The sequence below is a fragment of the Mesorhizobium sp. B2-4-6 genome (genome assembly GCF_006442775.1).
GTDB lineage: Bacteria > Pseudomonadota > Alphaproteobacteria > Rhizobiales > Rhizobiaceae > Mesorhizobium.
Map to the genome: position 1 here is coordinate 65,744 of NZ_VFVI01000019.1, position 16,007 is coordinate 81,750.

The 16,007-nt window shown below is 60.1% G+C and carries 11 protein-coding genes and 1 pseudogene; 1 reads left to right on the forward strand and 11 read right to left on the reverse strand.

Annotated elements, in window-relative coordinates; genetic code table 11:
- Nucleotides 1–348: 348 nt before the first annotated feature.
- On the reverse strand, nt 349–2,007 hold the full coding sequence (locus FJ957_RS30000; protein ID WP_140836674.1) for a winged helix-turn-helix domain-containing protein: 1,659 nt from the start codon (nt 2,005–2,007) through the stop codon (nt 349–351).
- Between the two features lie 313 nt (nt 2,008–2,320).
- Between FJ957_RS30000 and FJ957_RS30005 the strand changes: the two genes are divergently transcribed.
- On the forward strand, nt 2,321–3,760 hold the full coding sequence (locus tag FJ957_RS30005; protein ID WP_140836676.1) for a pyridoxal-dependent decarboxylase: 1,440 nt from the start codon (nt 2,321–2,323) through the stop codon (nt 3,758–3,760).
- Nucleotides 3,761–4,476: 716 nt separating this feature from the next.
- Here FJ957_RS30005 and FJ957_RS30010 read toward each other — a convergent pair.
- From FJ957_RS30010 to FJ957_RS30055, 10 genes and pseudogenes are all read right to left on the reverse strand, one after another.
- Nucleotides 4,477–5,421 carry a DUF1194 domain-containing protein gene (locus tag FJ957_RS30010; RefSeq protein WP_140836678.1) on the reverse strand — a complete coding sequence of 315 codons (945 nt, stop codon included), beginning with the start codon at nt 5,419–5,421 and terminating at the stop codon, nt 4,477–4,479.
- Nucleotides 5,422–5,698: 277 nt separating this feature from the next.
- Nucleotides 5,699–6,814, reverse strand: a complete 1,116-nt coding sequence (locus FJ957_RS30015) for a mandelate racemase/muconate lactonizing enzyme family protein (protein WP_140836680.1) — start codon at nt 6,812–6,814, stop codon at nt 5,699–5,701.
- Nucleotides 6,815–6,828: 14 nt separating this feature from the next.
- Nucleotides 6,829–7,956, reverse strand: a complete 1,128-nt coding sequence (locus FJ957_RS30020; RefSeq protein ID WP_246686005.1) for an alcohol dehydrogenase family protein — start codon at nt 7,954–7,956, stop codon at nt 6,829–6,831.
- A gap of 16 nt (nt 7,957–7,972) precedes the next feature.
- Nucleotides 7,973–8,668, reverse strand: coding sequence for a B12-binding domain-containing protein (locus FJ957_RS30025; protein ID WP_140836682.1), 696 nt, complete (start codon nt 8,666–8,668; stop codon nt 7,973–7,975).
- Between the two features lie 80 nt (nt 8,669–8,748).
- Nucleotides 8,749–10,398, reverse strand: a complete 1,650-nt coding sequence (locus tag FJ957_RS30030) for an ABC transporter substrate-binding protein (protein ID WP_140836685.1) — start codon at nt 10,396–10,398, stop codon at nt 8,749–8,751.
- A gap of 266 nt (nt 10,399–10,664) precedes the next feature.
- Nucleotides 10,665–11,558: a LysR substrate-binding domain-containing protein gene (locus FJ957_RS30035; RefSeq protein WP_181180771.1), complete on the reverse strand. Its 894-nt coding sequence runs from the start codon at nt 11,556–11,558 to the stop codon at nt 10,665–10,667.
- 542 nt (nt 11,559–12,100) lie between these two features.
- A pseudogene (locus FJ957_RS32390) lies at nt 12,101–12,371 on the reverse strand (transposase); the annotation flags it as partial.
- A gap of 122 nt (nt 12,372–12,493) precedes the next feature.
- Nucleotides 12,494–13,897: an HlyD family type I secretion periplasmic adaptor subunit gene (locus FJ957_RS30045; protein WP_140836692.1), complete on the reverse strand. Its 1,404-nt coding sequence runs from the start codon at nt 13,895–13,897 to the stop codon at nt 12,494–12,496.
- Entirely contained in the window at nt 13,894–15,636 is a 1,743-nt protein-coding gene (locus FJ957_RS30050; RefSeq protein WP_140836694.1) for a type I secretion system permease/ATPase, read from the reverse strand. The genes FJ957_RS30045 and FJ957_RS30050 overlap by 4 nt, the downstream gene beginning before the upstream one ends.
- A 2-nt stretch (nt 15,637–15,638) precedes the next feature.
- Nucleotides 15,639–16,007 (reverse strand): type I secretion C-terminal target domain-containing protein (locus tag FJ957_RS30055; RefSeq protein ID WP_140836696.1); only part of this gene is annotated, 369 nt, incomplete at its 5' end.

The following is a 16,007-nucleotide window of genomic DNA, read 5'->3' on the forward strand; positions in this document are numbered from 1 at the left end:
GTCTCCAAACGGTCTGGCCAGGTTCGACCACTGGCTATCAGGCAGGACGGCGAAGGTTAGGATATTGATTGCTGAGTTGGGCGCACAACGTACAACAATCGAGTGCAAGGGACACATTCGAGATGCACGGAATGCTCGGTCCGAGTTCCGCGGCCAGCTAGTATATCTATGTCCAACTTCCGGCGTAGCTTGTTACCACAATAGGCGTGGCGAATGCTTGGTGCGTCCTCCTGGACGACGCTGGTGGATTGATTTGTATCGTCGAGCACGGACATGAAGCACATCTGGTTTCCAGGCGACATCTTTTTGCGGTCGCCCGCGCCCGCACCCGCATTTTGAATGCCTCCCTCACAGCAAGCCGCTTCGCCTGCTCAGATCGCGCAGCATCTCCTCGTCCTCACGCCGCATCCTGCTGGTTCGAATGAACAATTCGCTACCGTTCTCCGAGTTTTCCTTATTGATCCGCTGCACCAATGAACTAGCCTCATCGGTGCGGCCCGCTGCAGTCAGAGCCAGGACGGCGACCCACCTCACACGCGTGTCGGCGTTGGGATGGCGCGCGGCGCGCGCGGCCCACGCAGCCGCCTCCTCGTTCCTCCCAAGCCGTAGCAGGGCCACCGCGCGGGTTCCCTGGTTGGCGGCGGTGTGGGGGTCGAACGGCGACAATGCCCGCGCAAGATCGCTGGCCTCGATGCCCATTTTCGCATCCCCGGAGAGCGCTTCGACGACGGCTCTTAAAAAATGCCCAAACGCATAGGAAGGACTGAGAACCGTCGCGCGTTCCAGAGCCTCAACGGCTTCGTCATGCGCGCCGGTGATCCAGAGCGCCTGTCCGAGCGCGCCATGTGCCGCAGGATCGCACGGATCGACCGCCACGGCACGGGCGGCAAAATCATGGGCGAGTCGGCCCTCCTCCGACAAGCGGGACGGATCGAACAGATACGCCTTCGACCAATGCGTGAACGAGAGCCCCGCGTAAGGACGCGCAAAACCCGGATCGCGATCGATCGCCACCTTGAAGAAATTCTCGGCAACTGCATTATCGATGCTGGTGAACCTGTGCAGGTGCCACAGGCCGCGATGATAGGCATGCCAGGCGTCGAGTTCGCAAAGCGGTCGCCGGACCGCAAGATTGCGTTCCGCAAGATCGACTTCGTCGGCGACCAGCATGGCGATCTCGCTTGCGAGGGACTGTCCGAACGTCGAAGCCAACGCGAGCGGCTTTGCGAATGTCTCAGAAAGAAGGACGTGGCCGCCGTCGACCGCGATCAGTTCGATGTCGAGCCGAAGCGTCGGACCATCGACGGCGATGGTCCCAGCGCAGACGTAGTCGCAGCGAAGGACTGCCCCAGCTTGGAGGTCGCCGAGTGCTGCGTTTGACAGGGCCTGCAGCGAATTCGCCGCTATGACGAAGAGCGTTCGCAAGCGGGCAAGGTCGCGGACGATATCCCGCAGCAGCCCGTCCTTCAAAAGATGGAGCCGCTGGGACGCAACATTATCGAGCACGAACGGCAGCACGGCGATCGCCGGCCTGTCGCGGCCCGAGAGGCGAACTGGCCTCGCCTGACCTAGCGCCGAAGTTTTCGGCCCTTCCCAACCGTCCGCAAGAGGCACCGCTGATTTGCTTTCTTCGACGAGGATCTCGAATGCATGTCGGAGCGGTCTTCCAGCATACCACCCAGCCCCGTCGAAGGAGGTTGTTCTGTCCAGCAGGTAGCCACGCCTCGGGACGGTCCGCACGACATTCGCCGCCTTGTCGTCAATGACCCGGCGTATGTCCTTGACGGTCTGCGTCAAGGCGTCGTCGGTAACCGTCAGCTTCCCCCAAATGGCTTCGATCAGCTCATCCTTTGCGACGACCCGGTCCGGATTTCTTGCCAGATACGATAGCATCGCAAAAGTCTTGGGCCTGATCCGCAGATGGCGACCATCCCGTTCGATCACGCCGCGACGTATGTCGAGACGGCACCCATTCACCTCATAGATATCATCTCTCTTTTCCTGCAAAGCCCCCTCCGCCAGGATTTATAGATGAGAATAGCCTGAATTCCCGGGCAACATAGCAGTTTACACGCACGCTGCCGATCTCGTTCTGGATCGGCACCAGGCCCGTTGAGATATGGGCGACCGGCGCTCTTCGCGGTTGTCCTGATACGCGCGATTTCAGAAGTCCTTCAGAATCCTTTCAGGACGTCTGCGCCAGTCCGGCGCAAATTCCTTCTGACGATAGGTGTGGAGACGTTTGTCGGGCAAGTACGTCCACGCAGCTCGAGCCGTGCCGACGGCGGGGCTTCGCGGATTTCAGGGGGATAAAAGCACCATGACGAACGCACTGGAGCTGGCATGGCGTGGCGCGAATGAATGGATCGAAGGCCTTGCCGACCGCGCTGTCGCTGCCTCGGCCAGTTTGTCGGACTTGCGGCGATCCTTCTCGATGCCGCTTCCGGATGAAAGCACCCCTCCTGCTGAAGTCGTCAAGAAACTTATCGAGGACGCAAAGAGCGGCATGCATGGCAGCGCGGGCGGGCGGTTCTTTGCCTGGGTGTGCAGCGGGGGCCTGGAGTCGGCGCTGGCAGCCGACTGGATGGTTTCGGCATGGGATCAGAATGCCGCACTGTATTCGGCCTCGCCAGCGGCCTTCGTGATCGAGGAGACGGCCGGAGAATGGATCAAAGATCTGCTCGAGCTACCCAGCGAGGCGTCTTTTGGCTTCACCAGTGGCTGTCAGATGGCTCATGTGACCGGGCTCGCAGCCGCTCGTGGTGCATTGCTCCGGCGCGTAAACTGGAGCGCCGAGGAAGACGGTTTGTTTGGCGCGCCCCGGATACGTGTTCTGACAGGCAGCCATCGCCATGTCACGATCGACCGGGCTCTCCGTTTCCTCGGGATTGGGGTTAGTTCGATCCGGGAACTCACAACAGATGACCTGGGACGCATCCAAGCGGACAGTCTCGAGCGTGAACTGGCGCGTGGCGGTGGACCCGTAATTGTGGTGCTCAGCGCCGCAGACCTCAATGTCGGCGCGTTCGATGCGTTCGAAGAACTAATTCCGATCGCTCATGCGGCTGGTGCCTGGGTGCACGTGGACGGTGCGTTCGGCCTGTTTGCGCGGGCAAGTAGGAAATATCGAGCCTTGCTGAACGGTGTCGAGCTCGCGGACAGTTGGGCAACCGATGCCCACAAATGGCTGAACGTGCCTTTCGATTGCGGCATTGCGATCGTCAGGGACCGATGGGCTCACCGGTCGGCCATGGCATCGAGCGCCTCCTATGTCGCTCCAGCGATGAACGCACGCGATCAGATTGACTGGAATCCAGAGTATTCGCGCCGCGCCCGGGGCATACCGGTCTATGCGGCGCTGATGGAACTCGGCCGGCGCGGCGTTGAAAACCTGGTTGACCGCTGCTGCAAATGTTGCACCGAAATCGTCGAGGGCCTTGGTGAACTGCCAGGCGCCGAGATCCTAGCGAGGCCAACGCTCAATCAAGGGCTCCTGAGGTTCGGCCAGCCGGGGGCGTCGCCGGAGCAAGACGATGCCTTTACCGATGAAACAATTCAAAGGATCAACGCGACCGGCGAAGCCTTCTTCTCCGGTACGACATGGCTCGGGCGCCGCGCCATGCGTGTCAGCGTGGTCAACTGGCGCACCGGGGAACAGGACGTGAAACGCGCGATTGCGGCCGCCGCCTCTGTGCTGATCCCGGCGCACGACGAAACCAGAGCAGGCGAACCTCAGATATCATGCCATATCTGCAGGTGACCCACCTTTGATCTTCATTCATGGTCTTGGCTGCGCGTCGCCTGCGACTACGCGTCCGTTGACACCAGCCCAGCTCTGGCAGGACCCAGACTGCTGCTGGTTGATCTACTTGGCTTAAGCGCCCGTCCGTCGGATTTCGGGTACACGGTTGCCCTTCATGCTCGGACAATAGCGCGGTGATCCACCATCTGGGTATATCGTTCCTGATGCAGGACATTTCATGGCGTGGGAGAATCCCAGCGGGCGCGATAAAACGAGCGCTGGCCTGATAGAGGCGGGATGCAAAACGTAAAGCGCGGACCCCGGACGACTTTCGTCAGGCCCAGTTGATCACCGAAATGGGACTTTGGGATGTCGCGCAATGCGATGCGATCGGGCTTCCGTCGACGGGTATTCTGTCGATATGTTCATTCCGACCACGCCAACGCCCAGATGCGCAAATTCACCCGGCCGCAGGCGGGGCTTTACCTCGCCCGACGCGGAGCGATTGCAATTTGGTGCGTTGGGCACTTGAGCGATAGAGATCTCTGAGGTCACCAAGCAGTTCGCACGAGGCAAAGGCGTTGGCAAGGTGTTGCTTTCCGCCGCTCTCGACCGGGCCCGCGGCCCATTGCCTTGCATGGTCGACCGCAAATCGAGTTGCTGGGCGCCCCGCTTCGCGGCGACCCGCCCCGACGGCACCAACTGAGGGAGGAGCCTGCACCTAGTCGTTCCGATTAGAAAGCTGAAAGCGCCGTACTTGGTCGGAAAACAGCAGCATTTCCATTGCGATCTGTGTGGAAGGTCGTCTCCGATGGCGAAGATAGGGCCATATCTTGTATTGCTGGCGGTCGAGAAACTCTGATGGTCTCTAATAAAGTCGACCGGATGTTCGCGTTTGCCGCATTGGCGGCAAAGGTCGCCTGCCTCCCATCACCAGGAGCGTCCGATTCCGCCCTGCTGATTTCAAGTAGGAGCTTGCGCTTCAGTGCCTTGACGTAGTCCGCAGGCTCGCGGGGTGCGATAGCGAACGAGCCCGGACCGCCGATGACGTTGTCATGAAAGTAGGTCCAGAGATCGTCCGTGACGCCGGGCTCGGTCCGCGAGACGGCGATAGCATTAATCACATGGCCCTTCTCCAGGACCCTTGCTCGCGCCTGTGCGACGGAAAGTCCATCATTGTTGGTCCCGTTCGCCGAAATGTCCACGATCTTGCTGTCGGCCTGCCCGGGAAAATTGTCCAGCATCAAGCTGCTGGCCTCGATTGCATAGGACAGGGAGGTTCTTCCACGTACATGCAGCCCCAAGGCCGTATCCCCATGCCCGGAGATGAAGGCGGCCGCCTCCAGGGCGTCGTCGCGCCCGCATATCCGCTTCCAGGGCATCACTGTCCGCAGTTGTCCGACACTCGACCATTCGACATAGGCGATGGCGATGCAGCCAACAGCACCCCGGCGGATCGCCGACTGCACTTCACGCGAGCGCAACGCCTCGACATGACCACAGCGCTGCAGGTCCGCCTGTTCCCGGTCGATCGACGCGGACGTATCCACCGCCAAGACGATGGCGGCATCGACCCGATCCGGATCCTCAGCCTTCGCGGCGAACGCTGCGAAAAAGGAGAGAGCCAGTGCAATCAAGCCCGGGAGAAGTCCCGATTGCGTTCGTGGCATGGACATCATGAAACCTCTCATCCGGATGGTCGGACCGATTGGAGCGAGAATGCCCGGGTCTGCTGCTGTCGTCCTGAAAAACGTGTGAAAGAATGCTGAAATCGCATGGCAAAGGCACCGTCACGAGCCCGCTCGACAAGCCTGACCTCTTCAAGCCGGAATAGATCTCACTCGACGTGCTGGGCTGCGTTTATGTACACTCACGATCTCTCGGATCCCGATAGCAGATTGACCGCGTTTTACGCGGCCCGACTCAATCGATCGACACACCCAGCCCAGCCAGTTGCTAGGAATAACTAGCGACAGGCTCGCCCAGCGTATCGAGCCGCGGGATCACTCCGAGGCCGGGGGTGGTCGGGGCGGTAACTCGGCCATCCTGAACGTCGAAAGCACCGTCAGCCGTCTTAAGTGTCACCATGTCCCTGCACTCGAGCAAGCATCTGAGGTTCTTCTCGGGAACAGTTTGGCCGAGATGCACGATCGCGGCAAATGCGATATCGGAGCCCGTGGTCTCCTGGACGCTGATGGTGTAACCTGCCGCCACACAAATATCGCGGTGGCGACGGCCTCTGGTGAGACCTCCGTTCTTTGAGATCTTGAGCCCGATTCCTTCTGCCGCATCGTCAGCGACGAGCCCAGCGAGGGATGCGTCATCGGTCGCGAGTTCGTCGAAGATGATCGGAACATCAGTACGGCGCCGCAGCGAAACGCATTCCCGCCATGTCGCGCATGGGGCCTCGAGTACGAAATCGAGCCCGGCTGGCAGCAGCCTGAGCATGCGAAGCCCGGTCTCCACAGTCATTCCGCCATTCGCGTCGACGATGAAGAATTCGCCAGGCTTCTTGTCGGCGAGGGAAGCCGTGATGCGGGAAGCGTCAAGCGCCGGATCGTCTCCGATCTTGACTGAATGGGCAATGTAGCCCTGTGCACGGTGTTCCGCGACACGCCTGCGCATGTCTTCAGGATCGCCCATGTAGATCGAGGAAATCACGGGCATGTTTAGATTGGTGTGGCCGCCCAAGAGATCGCATACGGGCAGCCCTACGGATTTGCCAAATACATCCCAACACGCGACGTCGATCGCGGTCTTGGCGTGCAAATGGCCGACCAGCGCTCCGTCCATGGCATCGTTGATACGGTCGACCCGCCTGGGATCGAGGCCGATCAGACGGGGTGCGATTTCGGCGAGACCGGATCGCACGCCTAGGGCATGGGAAGCAATCCAGGTTGACCCGAATGGCGTGCTTTCGCCCCAACCTTCAAGCCCATTGTCAGTGGTGACGCGAACGATTGTCGCGTCGAAACTCCGGTATTCTCTTCCGCCTGACAACAGATACACGCCGCCGGAGTAAGGCAAATCGACCTGAAAGACATCGATCCGTTTGATCTTCAAATCCGTCATCTTCAATCTCGAGGCTAGGGGATGGTGAGCACGAGTTTTCCAGCGATGCTCTTGGAGAGGAAATCCTTCTGAGCCTCAACAATCCGGCTCAACGGATAGGTTTTGCCGATGACGGGCCGAATCTCGCCACGTTCGATGTACGAAACGAGGTTTTCGAAGACGATGTCGTCCTGGAACGTACAGCCGAAAAAGGTGAGATCCTTGAGATAGAGCGTCCGGACATCGAGCTCGACTATAGGGCCAGCGATGGCACCAGCGACCGCGTATCGCCCGCCTTTTTTCAGAACATCCAGCAATTCAGGGAAGGATGGACCGGCCGCGACATCGATCGCGATATCGACCGACTCCTTTCCGAGCCTTCTTAGAAGGCTTTCTCCCCGTGGCACGACTTGATCGGCGCCTAGTGCCTCCATCTGCGGAGCCTTGTCGCGACCGGCGATGGCTGTCACGAAAGCTCCGCGCCGCTTTGCGAGTTGGATCGCAGCGGAACCGACCCCGCCTGACGCGCCGGTGACTACGACATGCTCGCCTGCCCGAACTCCGGCGCGATGTATCATGCCTTCAGCGGTGGAATAGGCGCAGGGCACAGATGCAAGTTCGATGTCGCTCCATACGCATTCGACCTTGTAGGTCTCGCGCGACGGTGCCTTGGCAAATTGGGCGAACGCGCCGTCGCACTCGGAGCCGAAGGTCCAGCACTCGAAGGCTCGATAATCGACATATGAGCGGAGCATATTGCGAACGATTACGCGTTCGCCAACCCTTCCGATATCGACCCCATCTCCGACAGCCACAATGCGACCGCAGCAGTCGGCACCTTGGATGCGCGGGAAGACCAATGGCACACCCGACCAGCTTGCATCGTCGTCGTGCGCAGCCTCAAATCCCTTTGCAGCGCCTCCTTCCGTGCCCGTCGTGACGCCTTTCGAATACCAACCGATACGGGTGTTAATGTCGGTATTATTCACGCCTGCGGCTGCCACACGGATCAGCACTTCGCCGGTGTTGGGCTTCGGTACCGGGAGATCGTCGCGGTATTCGAGTTTTTCAAAACCCCCGTGCCCGACGAGAAGTACACCCTTCATGGTACCTGGGATGTCGGTGGTAACCGAAGTCGATGCGTGTTCATTTCCAAGACCCATTCCAGATGTGTCCCGTCTAGACAGCGCGAACGTTGTGCTTGCGCTTCATGTAGTCCTTGGCGGTCTCGACGGCCACCGCGGCATCGCGGCAATAGGCATCGGCGCCGACGGCCTTGCCGAATTCCTCGTTGAGCGGCGCGCCGCCGACCAGCACGACATAGTCGTCGCGGATGCCCTTTTCCTTCATCGTATCGATGACGACCTTCATATAGGGCATGGTGGTGGTGAGCAGCGCCGACATGCCGATGATGTCAGGCTGGTGCTGCTCGATCGCGTCCAGGTACTTCTCGACGGCGTTGTTGATGCCGAGATCGATGACATCGAAGCCGGCACCTTCCATCATCATGCCGACGAGGTTCTTGCCGATGTCGTGGATGTCGCCCTTGACGGTGCCGATCACCATCTTGCCCTGCTTCGGCGCGCCGGTGGCGGCGAGCAGCGGACGCAGGATGAACATGCCGGCCTTCATGGCGTTGGCCGAGAGCAGCACTTCCGGCACGAACAGGATGCCGTCGCGGAAATCCTCGCCGACGATGCGCATGCCTTCGACCAGCGCCTCGGTCAGCACCTTGTAGGGCGCCCAGCCGCGCTCGAGCAGGATTCGCGTGCCTTCCTCGATCTCTTCCTTCAGCCCATCATAAAGATCGTCGTGCATCTGCTGCACGAGCTCGTCGTCGGAAAGCTCGGAAAGGATGATCTCGTCGTCGGACATGTCGTATCTCATGCTCAATTAAAAGAAGGTCGGCACTCCGAACGAGCGCCGACCAAATCCTGGCGAGCCTAGGGAGAATGTCAGGCCGCCAGCCAAACGCTCTGCAAATCCATTTCGAATGTTGGATGCATCCCGTAGTTCTGGACCTTCTTGTTCATGTGGCAGTAGAGCTTCTGCCAATAGGGCTGGATGATCACGCCGGAGTCCTGGATGATCTGCTCCAGGTCCTTCATGACCTCCTTGCGCTTGTCGACGTCGATCACTGAAAGCGCCTGTTTGAGCTTGGCGTCGAAATCCGGATTGGAGTAACCCGTCTCGTTCCAAGCCTCTCCTGTTCGATAAGCCAGGGCCAAGACCTGAACGCCTAGCGGGCGCATAAGCCAGATCGTCATCGAGTACGGGTACTTCGTCCAGTCGTTCCAGAAGGTGGAACCGGGCAACACGGTACGCTTAACCTTGATGCCGGCTTCGCGGAGTTGTGCGGCTATCGCGTCGCCCGTATTCTTTTGCCAGTCTTCATCAAGCGTGATTAGCTCGTGCTCGAAAGCGGCCTGCCCGGCTTCCGCCATTAGTTTCTTGGCGCCGGCCGCGTCGCGCTTTTGCTTGGGCAGCGCATAGTATTCCGGGTGGATCGGGCTGACATGGTGGTTTTCGCCGACCGTGCCGCGACCATTATAACCCAATTGAAGCACAACGTTGTTGTCCACCGCCATTTGTAGGGCGTTCCGAACACGCTTGTCGTCATAAGGTTTCTTGCCGACATTGGTGCGAGCAACCAAGGTCGTGGCTGTATCGATCTCTGATTTCACGAGTCCCATCTTATCGAGAACCTCGGTGAAATCGGCAGGCGTTTGGTAGACCAAGTCGATCTCGCCGGAATCGAACGCACTCACCGAGGCGTTGAATTCGGCGCCGTAGTCAATGAACTCGACGCCGTCGAGCGGCGCCTCGCCACCCCACCATTTGCCGTTCTCGCGACGCTTGACGACTGCCTTCGAACCGACGTCGAAGGAAACCAGTTCGAACGGCCCGGTTCCGATCGGCTTCTTGATCGGATCGGCACCATCCTTGTCGAAGTTGCGGTGCACGATCAGCGCCGGATAGTCAGCGAAGTTCGGTATCAACGCGATGTCAGGCTGGCTAAGCTTGAGCTTAACCGTGTTGTCGTCGACCTTGGTGATCGCGCCATCCCTGGCCTTGCCAGTCTTGGTGTCGACAAGCCCAGCGACACGTCCAGACATCGAATTGCCTTCGACGCCCTTATCGCACCAGCGCGTCAGATTGTAGACGACATCATCGGCGTTGAAGGCATCGCCATTGTTCCAGGTGACGCTCTTTCTGACGTGCAGCGTGTACTCGGTCGCGTCATCATTAACGTCCCAACTCTCGAGCAAGACCGGCTCGAAAGTATACTTGCGCGTGTAGCGGACAAGCTGTTCCAGCCAGTTGCGGCTGATGTTTCCCATCTCCGGCCAGTCATAGGTGCGCGGGTCCTTCTGGCCCTTGATCGCCATCGAGACATGCAGCGTCCCACCCTTTCTCGGCTCCTCGGCCAGCGCCTCGGTCGGCACGCCAAGGCCGAGCATGCCATAGGCGAAAGCCGTCGATGCGCCAAAGACACTCGCCAGCGCCAGGAACTCGCGGCGATCCATCCGACCTTTCCGAGCTTCCTTGGCCATCTCTTCGATAGCAGTCGGCACACGATTTCCATTGCTCTTGAAATACCTCATGTTTCTCCTCCCTTTTTGGGTTTTGTTTGGCTCAATTGATCGCTGGACGGGGTAGGCTGATGCTCTCCGGAATCGCGGGGGTGGGGGCGCTGCACACGCACGTCCGGCGACACACCTCGTAAGGGCTAACGTGAACCGCTCCCAACTCGCTTGAGCGCAATGAAACCGAAATCCACATGTTGCATTCTCTTCATTGCAATGAGAATGCTTCGCAACCCGTTGTTCAAGCGAATAAACAGGCCCCTACGGTTGACATAAACTCAACCTCAATCCTGCAGGGTCACCATCCAGTCCCGCAAAATAGTCGTCTGACGATTCAATGGTCGGCGCGAGTTCCATGTCACGAAGTACGAATGGGGGGCATTCATTTGCGCATCCGTCAGTCGCACCAAGTCACCCGTTTCAATCCATGGCCTGACGAGATTTTCCCAGCCAAGCGCAACTCCTTGGCCGCTGCGCGCGGATTGCATTGCAATGACGTAACTGTTGCAGCGGCGCGCATTGAGCCGGCGATCGCGGCAGCCGAGTTCACGGAAAAAATCTGGCCAGTCTGTCCACGTCAAATCTATGCGTTCAACCGACAACAGCTGAAGCGCAGCAATATCCTCAAGCGACTGCACTGCATGGCTGCTCGCGAATTCCGGACTTGCGACGGGGAAAATAATGTCATCGTAAAGCTTGGCAGCCTCCTCGTCGGGCCATTCGCCGGCGCCATAGCGGATGCGCAGGTCTATGTCAGCCCGATCCAGACCACGAGGGTGGTCCGAGATGAAATGCTCAACGGCGATGTCCTGATGAGCAGCCCAGAATTCACTCATCCGAGGTATGAGCCAAAGCTGAGCCATAGCCATGGTGCTTCCCACGGTGACGCTTGGCTGCCCCCCGGACATCTTGATCTGGCGATAAGTTGCCAAGACCCGTTCGAATCCTTCCCGGACTGCAATGGCCATCGCCTCACCCTCTCGAGTGAGCTCAAGCGAGCGATGCAGGCGCAGAAAAAGACGCGCTCCAAGATCTTCCTCAAGCGTTCTCACATGTTTCGAAACCGCCCCAGGAGTTACATTAAGTTCCTCGGCAGCCTTGGTCAGACTCATCTGGCGGGCCGCTGCTTCGAAGGCAGCCAGGGCGTTGAGAGAAGGCAGCCCCAGAATTCGGACCATTTCGAAATACCTCGATTGAAGCGTCATTCTAAGCCGGTGAATCTGGGGTGGAAACTGAAACCGGAGAGCAGGCACTAACCGACAGAAGCGGGGTGTAAATCGCGAACCTGCCTCGATATCACGATCCACCCTTCGCTTCGGCATGAGCATGCCCCGTCGCGGAGGACTTCAGCGACGGTCACAAAAGCACTCGACACTCGGGGCTCAATCGCCCTCTCCGCGAGCCGCTGTCCAGCTCTCAAATCCGGCTGACAGTTTGGGATAGATCACCGACCGTTGTCTTGAACTCCGCGGCAGGCATTGGCATGGCCTTCGACTCGGCCGTTACCCTGCAGGTGAAATATTTTCTCGCCATGAGCGAGAAGGCAGTCGGCCATGATGCGGTGGTGACAGCGTATCGACCTTGTCCGTCTTGTTGCGCTGCGTTGAACCATATCACCTCGGCATCGAGCGCCTTTGGGTCGCGGTGGGGAGCACTGGAAGTAGCTCGGCTCGACAGCCCGTTCCGAAAAGGAAACGGGATCGTCGTCATAGCGACGGCGACGTGGCTCGTGATCGAGGCCCGACTGCCACCGTCGCGACGTCAACCGGAAGTAGGCCGCGACATCGTGCGAGCGGCGGAAGCGCGAGGGGGATCATCGATCGCCGTCATGAACGAAAGCGCCGTCACCGGGTCGATGCCGGGGGATCGCCATGAAGCGCCGGCACGGCTCGCTGCGCGCCACCATTTTGACGACGAGATCGTGCAGCCTGCAGGTTCTGCCTCCAAAGCGCGGCACGCGCCGACAGCACGGCGTCCATCAGTTCGGACGACGGGGGAACGTCCGCCACAACGGCGCGCATCGACCACTCGAAAGGCCCTCGCCAACACGAAGGCTGCGCCTCGCTAAGTAACCGATTTCCGAGGGCTCTAAATTAGACCATCGGTAACCACGTCACCGAAAAGCTCGATCGAGCTGGTCAGTAATTGGCTTCAGGAAGTATGAGACCAAAGTCCTGTCGCCGGTATGGACGAAGACTTCCAGCGGCATGCCAGGAGACAGGTGCAATCCGTTCAGTCGCTGCACCTCACTGGCCGCGAAAGTCAGCGTTCCGTGATAAAACATTGCGCCGGTCCGCGAATCCTGCTCCAGATCGGGGGAAATGGACTTTAGTAGGCCCTTGATCGATGGGGTGGTTCCACGGTCGAAGGCCGTGAACGTGATCCGCGCCTGCTGCCCCGGATAGAGCTGGTCGATATCGTTAGGTCGAAGCCGAACATCGCCGACGAGCATGTCTGTTCCGGGCACTACCAGCATCATAACCTCCGCCGGTTTCACAACGCCGCCGACGGTATGGATGCTCAACTCGTGAACCAGACCGTCCTTGGGCGCGTAGATGATGCCTTGGGCAAGTGCAGTCTTCGCGACGATCTGCCGTTCGGTCAGCGTCCCGATCGCCTCCTGTGCGGAAGCGATCTGATCGGTGATCTCGGAGCGCATGGACTGGTCAACCTGAATAATGCTCAGTTCCAGCTCCGCCATCCTGCCACGGCTTGATGCGATGGCCGATTGAAAAGAACCGGCGCTTCCCGTTTGGTGGCTGAGCTCACGCTCGACTTCGTTCAGGCGGGCCTGTGACACGAGTTTTTTCTTGAACAGCGAGCGCAGACGCCCGACCTCGTCCTCGCCGATTTCGATCTGAGATTGGGCTGCCTTGAGCTGGGCCTGATAGCCCTTGACCTCCTCGGCGGACTGCTGGATGCGCTCCTTGAGCTGCGCGCGCTTGCCGTCGCGGTCCTCGAGGCGCAACGCGAACTGGCGCCTTTCGCTTTCGGCCACCGCAGCGATGCGAGGGTCAGAGGAAGGCCCCAGATCGGAGAAGTCTATCGTCTTTAGGCCGTCACGCTCGGCAAGGAGGCGGGCGAGCCGGGCCCGCTGTTGCATCAGGCCCAGTTCTGCTGAAGCAAGCTGCGCCTGCGCGAGTGTGGTATCAAGCTCCACGAGCGGTTGCCCGGCACGAACCAATTCATCTTCGCTGACGAACAGCGCTTTCACGATACCGCCATTCGGATGCTGAACCGCCTTGGCGCCCGACTGGACCACCACCGTGCCAGAAGCGATTACTGCACCGGCAATCACCGTCTTGGCCACAAGCGTCCCGATCGTGCTGCCGAAGATGACTACCATTGCGATGCCGGCAAGAATATTACGCCGCAATCCTCGGAAAGCAGCGGTCGAGCGGGCCGGAACCACCTCGAGCGTGGGCGGATGCACCCACTTTGCCCGTTGCTCAACCGACGGGAAGCGGTGAAGCTGCAAGCGCCTGGGCGGCGCGGCGATGGCGTCCGTCTCGGTCACCGGCCGCCACCGACTGCTGCGATGTGTGATTTGGAGCCCTGTCCGGAAATTGCCCTGAGCGATGAGCGATGAACGGCGTCAAGAACCTCGTCGCGCGGGCCCAGACGCTCTACCCGTCCGTCGACGAGCACCAGGACCTGCTCGACAGTGGAGAGAATGCTGGGCCTGTGCGTAACAATGATGACAATGCCTCCGCGAGCCTTCACGCCCTCGATAGCGGTCCGCAGCGCCCCCTCGCCGTCACTGTCGAGGTTGGAATTCGGTTCGTCCAGGACGAGGAGAAACGGATTGCCATAAAGCGCGCGCGCCAGTCCGATCCGCTGTGTCTGGCCGCCCGACAGGCCGGCCCCCGCCGGCCCGATCCGCGTGTCGTAGCCATCCGGGAACTGCGAGATCATGGCATGCACGCCGGCACTCTTTGCGGCGTTGATGATCATCTCGGGACTAGCATGCGGATCGAAGCGGCCGATGTTTTGCGCCAAGGTTCCTTCGAAGAGCGGAACAGCCTGCGGCAGGTAGCCGACGAACTGACCTTTATCCAACGTGCTCCAGCGCACGGACGGCAGCCCGTCGAAGAAGACACCTCCTGCGGCAGGTTCCCACAGGCCGACAAGCGCTCTTGCCAACGTCGATTTTCCCGAACCGGTTGGGCCGACAATTCCGAGGCCCTGTCCGGCGTGGACCTGGAGGGAAATATCGCGCAGGATGGTTCTGCCTCCTGCAGGCGCGGCAAGCGCCAGCCCTTGGCAGGCCACGTCCTTTCCTGGAGCGGCCGTAGGGAAGAGTGCGGGAGCCGGGGGACTTTTCTCGAACAGTTCGGTCAGGCGCGTCCAGCTCTGACGCGAGGCGACGAAGTTTTTCCACTGCGCGATGGTCACTTCGATCGGCGAAAGGGCTCGCGACGAGAGAATCGACGAAGCGATCATGATGCCGCCGGTTGCCTCTCCTTCGATCACCAGCCAGGCGCCGAATGCCAGGACGCAAGATTGCAGGGCGGTTCTGAAGACGCGTGACAACGTGCCAAGCAACGTCGCCGTATCGGCGACCTTTCGGCTCGTGTAGATGATCTCGGCGTCTATCCGGTTCCAGGCACCCGACATGGCAAGCGTCATACCGAGCGCCTGGATCGTTTCGGCGTTGGCGGTGCTCGAAGCTTGCAGCACGGCCCGCTTGTTGGCCAGTTCGTTCAGCGTCAGCGAAGGCGTCTTGGTGAGCGCATTGCCCGCGAAGGTGATCGCAACGAGCACGACCGCCCCCGCTGTCACGACCCAGCCAATAATGGGGTGAAAGGCAAAGCAGATTGCCAGATAGATCGGGATCCACGGCAGATCGAACAGGGCGGCGGGCGCCGGGGAAGACAGAAAACCCTGCACCTGATCAAGATCGCGGACGGCGGAGCCCGCCTGTGGCTTTCCGGCAGCCGCGTTCCGGACAATGACGTCGTAGGTGCGAGAGCTGAACGCTTCCTTGATGACCAACCCCAGCCGGGTAAGCACGCGGCCGCGGACGACGTCCAGCCCGGCCTGCATGCCATAAAGGGCGAGGGCGATCAGGCTGATAGCGATCAGCGTCGGCACGCTTCCGCTCGGGATGACGCGGTCGTAAACCGCAAGCATGTAAAGCGAACCGGTCAGCGCCAGGATGCTGCTGCCGCCGCTAAGCAGGCCGATGGCAGCCAGCGCGCCTCGACAGTTGATTAGGCTCCTACGCAGCTCAGAGGGTGCGGCATGCTCCGGCATGATCAGATGATCGCCGGATCGAAGTTGGGCGTGAGGCTTGCGGCTGTGATGTCGGCGAGGTCGGTGTCGAGCAGGGTGAGCGCGGTGGTGGCGCTTCCGGCCCCCGCCGCACCGTCAGTATCGAACTTGAGGACGACATCGGCGCCCGACTGCTCGAAGTGGAGGTAGCCGCTGCTGCCGAAGGGGTTGGAGCCGTCGTAGTTCTGCAAGTAGCCGAAGAAGCCGCTGTAGTCGATCGTGTCGCCTTCGGCGGCGTTGAAGTCGGTGATGGTGACAGGCAGAGCGGGATTTGCAAGTTGGAACGTATCGGCTCCCTCGCCGCCGGTGATCGTCGCCCTGCCGCCGACATTGATAATGTCGTTGCCGATGCC

Coding starts and splice junctions, on each gene's coding strand:
- FJ957_RS30005 (WP_140836676.1), top strand. CDS start 2,321: ATGACGAACGCACTGGAGCTGGCATGGCGTGGCGCGAATGAATGGATC.
- FJ957_RS30030 (WP_140836685.1), bottom strand. CDS start 10,398: ATGAGGTATTTCAAGAGCAATGGAAATCGTGTGCCGACTGCTATCGAA.
- FJ957_RS30050 (WP_140836694.1), bottom strand. CDS start 15,636: ATGCCGGAGCATGCCGCACCCTCTGAGCTGCGTAGGAGCCTAATCAAC.
- FJ957_RS30035 (WP_181180771.1), bottom strand. CDS start 11,558: ATGGTCCGAATTCTGGGGCTGCCTTCTCTCAACGCCCTGGCTGCCTTC.
- FJ957_RS30010 (WP_140836678.1), bottom strand. CDS start 5,421: ATGATGTCCATGCCACGAACGCAATCGGGACTTCTCCCGGGCTTGATT.
- FJ957_RS30025 (WP_140836682.1), bottom strand. CDS start 8,668: ATGTCCGACGACGAGATCATCCTTTCCGAGCTTTCCGACGACGAGCTC.
- FJ957_RS30020 (WP_246686005.1), bottom strand. CDS start 7,956: ATGGGTCTTGGAAATGAACACGCATCGACTTCGGTTACCACCGACATC.
- FJ957_RS30015 (WP_140836680.1), bottom strand. CDS start 6,814: ATGACGGATTTGAAGATCAAACGGATCGATGTCTTTCAGGTCGATTTG.